Source organism: Pseudomonas sp. Sample_9 (genome assembly GCF_004307535.1).
Taxonomy (GTDB): Bacteria; Pseudomonadota; Gammaproteobacteria; order Pseudomonadales; family Pseudomonadaceae; genus Aquipseudomonas; species Aquipseudomonas mercuritolerans.
The window spans coordinates 1-5,410 of record NZ_RAZO01000350.1 but is presented as its reverse complement, the minus strand read 5'-3'; the positions used below and the strand labels follow the sequence as shown (position 1 = coordinate 5,410).

Annotated in this window: 5 protein-coding genes; all 5 read left to right on the top strand. The window is 63.0% G+C overall.

Annotation, left to right across the window (positions count from 1 at the left end; genetic code table 11):
- Positions 1-4 precede the first annotated feature (4 nt).
- A complete protein-coding gene (locus D6877_RS20075; RefSeq protein WP_130911882.1) occupies positions 5-1,081 on the top strand; it encodes a putative 2-aminoethylphosphonate ABC transporter ATP-binding protein in 1,077 nt (358 codons plus the stop codon).
- Positions 1,081-2,805, top strand: coding sequence for a putative 2-aminoethylphosphonate ABC transporter permease subunit (locus D6877_RS20070; protein ID WP_130911881.1), 1,725 nt, complete (start codon positions 1,081-1,083; stop codon positions 2,803-2,805). The genes D6877_RS20075 and D6877_RS20070 overlap by 1 nt, the downstream gene beginning before the upstream one ends.
- A gap of 26 nt (positions 2,806-2,831) precedes the next feature.
- A complete protein-coding gene (locus D6877_RS20065; RefSeq protein ID WP_042606530.1) occupies positions 2,832-3,857 on the top strand; it encodes a putative 2-aminoethylphosphonate ABC transporter substrate-binding protein in 1,026 nt (341 codons plus the stop codon).
- 118 nt (positions 3,858-3,975) lie between these two features.
- Positions 3,976-5,109, top strand: coding sequence for a TIGR03364 family FAD-dependent oxidoreductase (locus D6877_RS20060; protein ID WP_130911880.1), 1,134 nt, complete (start codon positions 3,976-3,978; stop codon positions 5,107-5,109).
- On the top strand, positions 5,106-5,410 hold a 305-nt coding region (locus D6877_RS20055), incomplete at its 3' end, for an HDIG domain-containing metalloprotein (protein ID WP_130911879.1). The genes D6877_RS20060 and D6877_RS20055, both read left to right, overlap by 4 nt.

The following is a 5,410-nucleotide window of genomic DNA, read 5'->3' as shown; positions in this document are numbered from 1 at the left end:
GTCCATGAATCCTGCCATCGCAACTGCCCTGACCAACCCCGGCGCGCCGATGAAAGTGCGCGGCGTGCACAAGCGTTTCGGTGCGTTCACTGCGCTGGACAACGTCTCCCTCGATGTCGCCGCCGGCGAACTGGTGTGCCTGCTCGGCCCGTCGGGCTGTGGCAAGACCACGCTGCTGCGCTGCATTGCCGGTCTGGAGCGGCAGGACAGCGGCGAGTTGTACCTGGGCGATCGCGATGTCTCGCACCTTGCCCCGCAAGCGCGGGATTACGGAATTCTGTTCCAGTCCTACGCGCTGTTCCCCAATCTGACCGTCGAAGCGAACATTGCCTACGGCCTCGCCGGCAGCGGGCGCGATGAAGTGCGCCGGCGTGTCGGTCAGATGCTGGAACTGGTGGGCCTCAGCGGCAGTGAGAAAAAGTACCCAGGCCAATTGTCCGGCGGTCAGCAACAGCGAGTAGCGCTCGCTCGCGCATTGGCGCCGGCGCCGTCACTGCTGTTGCTCGACGAACCAATGTCGGCCCTCGACGCGCGGGTGCGCGAGCATCTGTGCACCGAGCTGCGTCAGCTGCAACGCAACCTCGGCATCACTACGCTGATGGTCACGCACAATCAGGACGAGGCGATGTTGATGGCCGATCGCATCGCGGTGATGAACAACGGCCGCGTCGAGCAGTACGCCACGCCGCAGGAAATCTACAACCGCCCGGCCACGCCGTTCGTGGCCGAGTTTGTCGGCCAGGGCAACTGGCTGCCGTTCCAGCGCAGCAGCGACAGTCACGCCCAGGTCGGCGGGATGAATCTGCGGCTGGCCGATGGCAGCGTGCACGGCGCTTCGGGTCGACTGTTCTGCCGCCCGGAGGCGATCAACGTCAATCCGCTGGTGCACGAAGAGAACCTGTTCCCGGCCAAGGTTCGCGAAATCACTTTTCTCGGCAACCGCTGCCGCATGAGCTTCGAACTCGATCAACTGCCGGGCCATGCGCTGCTCGCCGAACTCGCGCCAGAAGCCATGCCGCGCCTCGGCGCCCAGCAGATCATGGTCGCCTTGCCGCCGCGCAGTTTGCAGGTGTTCGCCTGATGAACAGCAACCTCGCGCTGCCGCTACCGCACAAGCAGGTGCGACAGCCCTCGAAAGCCGAGATCGGCGATCGCCTGTTCGTGCTCGGCGGCAAAATCCTCCTGCTGGTGTTGCTCGGTCTCGCGGTGCTGCTGCCGTTGCTGGCGATCTTCTGGCGCGGTTTCAGCAATGACGCCGGGCAGGGCGGTGGCTGGCTCGCGGCGAAGGAGTTGGTGACCAGCGCCAATTTCCACTGGTTGCTCGGCAACAGCCTGAAAGTGTCCCTCAGCGTTGCGGCCATTGTCGTACCGCTGGCCTACCTGTTTGCCTACGCGCTGCAACGCACGCTGATTCCGGGCAAAGGCATCTGGCGCGGGATTTCCCTGCTGCCGCTGATGGCGCCGTCAATGCTGCCGGGAATTGCGCTGGTCTATCTGTTCGGCAACCAGGGCATGCTGCGTGGGCTGCTCTCGGACAATATCTATGGGTTCTGGGGCATTGTGCTGGGCGAGGTGATCTACACCTTTCCCCATGCGCTGATGATTTTGCTCTCGGCATTGTCGCTGGCCGATGCGCGTTTGTTCGATGCCGCATCAAGCATGGGCGCCAGTCCCGCCAAGGCGTTTCGCAGCATTACCTGGCCGGCGACCCGCCAGGCGGTGTTCGCCGCGTTCTGTCTGGTGTTCACCCTGACCATCACCGATTTCGGTGTGCCGGTGGTGGTCGGTGGCGACTATCAAGTGTTGGCGCTGGAAGCCTACAAAGCCGTGGTCGGCCAGCAGCAATTCGGTCGCGGCGCGTTGATCGGCATGGTGCTGTTACTGCCGGCGCTGTTCAGTTTCGGTGTCGATGCGTGGTTGCGTCGCCGCCATGGCGACTCGATGAGCGGACGCGCGCAGGTGTTCAAGCCGCTGCCGTCCAGGCTGCGTGACGGCTGCTATCTGGCGATCGTTTTGCTGATTTGCGCCGCGCTGCTGCTGGTGTTCGGCATGGCGGTGTTTTCGTCGCTGGTGAAGTTCTGGCCGTACAACCTGTCGCTGTCGCTCAACCACTATCAGTTCAACGAGACCGCCGGCGGTGGCTGGCTCGCCTACGCCAACAGTCTGAAAATGGCGCTGGGCACCGCGCTGATTGGCAGCATGCTGATTTTCACTGGTGCCTATCTGATGGAGAAAACCGGCACTCAGCGCGGGCTCAACCTGGCTTTGCGCATGCTCAGCTTCGTGCCGATGGCGGTGCCGGGGCTGGTGCTTGGCCTGGGTTACGTTTTCTTCTTCAACCTCAGCGGCAATCCGCTGCACGTGCTCTACGGGACGATGACGCTGCTGATCGTCTGCACCATTGCGCACTACCTGACCACCGCACAAATGACCGCGACCACCGCGCTGCGCCAGCTCGACGCCGAGTTCGAAGCCGCCGCGCTGTCGCTCAAGGCGCCGCTGTACCGGCATTACCTGCGCGTGACCGTGCCGATCTGCCTGCCGGCGTTGCTGGACATCGTGCGCTACCTGTTCGTCTCGGCGATGACCACGGTTTCCGCCGCGATCTTCCTCTACAGCCCCGACACCATCCTCGCGGCGGTGGCGGTGCTGAACATGGACGACGCCGGCAACGTCGGCGGTGCGGCGGCAATGTCGACCCTGATTCTGTTCACTTCGGCCGGCGTGTCGCTGCTGCTGGCGTGGGCTTCGCGCGGCCTGTTGCGCCGTTCCCAGGCCTGGCGGCAAACCGCGCCCGGTCACTGATTCAACTCACCTACAGGAAAACGCTCATGTTCAAGCCTATGGCCCTGGCCGCTGCTGTGCTCGCGACTTTCAGCCTGAATGCCTTCGCGGCAAAAACCGAGTTGACGGTGTACACCGCCCTCGAAGCCGAACAACTGAAGTCCTACAAGGAGGCCTTTGAAAAGGCCAACCCGGACGTCGAAATCAAATGGGTGCGCGATTCCACCGGGATCATCACCGCCAAACTGCTCGCCGAAAAGGCTCGTCCGCAGGCTGACGCGGTGTGGGGCCTGGCCGCGTCGAGCCTGGCGATCCTCGATCAGCAAGGCATGCTGCAAAGCTATGCACCGAAAGATCTCGGCAAGATCGGCGCGAATTACCGCGACGCCGCCAACCCGCCAGCCTGGGTCGGCATGGACGTCTGGGCCGCGACCATTTGCTTCAACACCGTTGAGGCTGAGAAGCAGGGGCTGAGCAAACCGGTCAGTTGGCAGGACCTGACCAAGCCTGAGTACAAGGGCAAGATCGTCATGCCCAACCCGGCGTCGTCCGGCACCGGTTTCCTCGACGTCAGCGCCTGGCTGCAAACCTTCGGCGAGAAGCAGGGCTGGGCGTATATGGACGGCTTGCACCAGAACATCGGCCAGTACGTTCACTCCGGTTCCAAGCCATGCAAACTGGCAGCGGCGGGGGAGTTTCCGATCGGGATTTCCTTTGAATATCCGGCGGTACAGTTGAAACGCCAGGGCGCGCCGCTGGACATCATCCTGCCGAAGGAAGGTCTGGGCTGGGAGATCGAAGCGACGGCGGTGATCAAAGGCACTCCGCATGAAGAGGCGGCGAAGAAACTCGCTGATTTCTCCGCCAGCGCCGAGGCGATGGATCTGTACAAGGAGAACTTCGCCGTGCTCGCGCAGCCGGGGATTGCCAAGCCGCAAACCGAATTGCCAGCCGACTATGAGCAGCGCCTGATCAAGAACGACTTTGCCTGGGCCTCGAAGAATCGCGACGAGATCCTGGCTGAATGGCGCAAGCGGTATGACGGCAAGTCCGAGAAAGTTGTCGCCAAGTAAGATCTTTATCGACAGACAAGGCCCCTTCGCGAGCAGGCTCGCTCCCACAGTTGCAATGCTGTCCCCTGTGGGAGCGAGCCTGCTCGCGAAAGCGGTTTCTCATTCAGAGCACCTCTACATGACACAACCCAAAGACCTGCTCATCATCGGCGCCGGCATCCTCGGTCTGTCCCACGCCTATGCCGCCGCCAAACGCGGCCTGAAAGTCGCGGTATTCGAACGCACCGCCACGCCCCTTGGCGCTTCGGTGCGCAACTTCGGTCAGGCGCTGGTGACCGGTCAGCCGCCCGGCACCATGCTCGAACTGGCCAAGGCCAGCCGCGAGATCTGGGGCGACTGGGCGCAACTTGCCGGCCTGCAGGTCAAGCGCAACGGCTCATACCTGTTCGCCCGCAGCGAGGCCGAAGAACACCTGCTCGAAGCCTTCTGCGCCGGCCGCGCGGTCGAGCATGGCTACAACGTCGAGCTGCTGCGCGGCGCAGCGTTGCGTGATCTGTATGGCGGCCAGTTCAGCCATCACCGCGCCGCGCTGCACGGTATCGATGATCAGCAGTTGTACTCGCGCGAAGCGATTCCCGCGCTGATCGACTACTTGCGCCGTGACCTCGGCGTCGAGTTTCACTTTTCCACGCTGGTGCGCGACGTCGAGCCGGGGCGTCTGCACAGCACCGCCGGCAGTTTTACCGGCAAGCAGATCATCGTCTGCTCCGGCCACGATTATCAGACCCTGCTGGCCGAGCCGATTGCTGCGCTCAATCCGCAGATCTGTCGTCTGCAAATGCTCCGCGCCAGACCAAGCATCGAGTTGAACCTGCAACACGCCGTGCTCACCGGCCTGAGCTGCGTGCACTACGGCGCTTTCGCCGATCTGCCGGAAGCCGCAGCGGTGCAGGCGCAGATTCTCCGTGAACAACCGCACCTGCACGCCAACGGCATTCACCTGCTGATCAGCCCGACGCCGTATGGTGAGTTGATCATCGGCGATTCGCATCATTACGGCAGCGATGCGTCACCGTTCAATGCCGAACAGGTCGACAACTGGATGCTCGAACTCGCCGAGCAGACCCTGGGCTGCCAGGTGCAAGTGGTCGAACGCTGGCAGGGCGTCTATGGTTCTCGGGGGCCAGGGCCGTTTTCATTCCTGCGCCCGGCACCGGGCCTGAGCGTGGCGCTGATGCACACCGGCGTCGGCATGAGCGTCGGCCCGGCGCTGGCCGAACGCAACATCGCCCAGTTACTGGAGGAGGCATGAATCACGAACAGGTGATCGCCCGGGTGTTCGGCCTGTATGAACGCTTCGGCGCCAGCGATTACATCGGCGAACCGGTGTCGCAGCTCGAGCACATGTCCCAGGCCGCAGAACTGGCCATGGCTGAAGGCTGTGACGATGAAGTGGTGCTGGCGACGTTCTTTCATGACATCGGCCATTTGTGTGCCGAGGGCGCGGAAAACATGGGCGGTTATGGCGTGGTCAGCCATGAACGGCTCGGTGCGGATTATCTGCGTGAGGCAGGTTTCAGCGAACGGCTGGCGCGACTGGTGGAATATCACGT

Bases quoted from the DNA above. Each gene is read 5' to 3' on its own strand.
- D6877_RS20075 (WP_130911882.1), top strand. From the start codon at position 5: ATGAATCCTGCCATCGCAACTGCCCTGACCAACCCCGGCGCGCCGATG.
- D6877_RS20070 (WP_130911881.1), top strand. From the start codon at position 1,081: ATGAACAGCAACCTCGCGCTGCCGCTACCGCACAAGCAGGTGCGACAG.
- D6877_RS20065 (WP_042606530.1), top strand. From the start codon at position 2,832: ATGTTCAAGCCTATGGCCCTGGCCGCTGCTGTGCTCGCGACTTTCAGC.
- D6877_RS20060 (WP_130911880.1), top strand. From the start codon at position 3,976: ATGACACAACCCAAAGACCTGCTCATCATCGGCGCCGGCATCCTCGGT.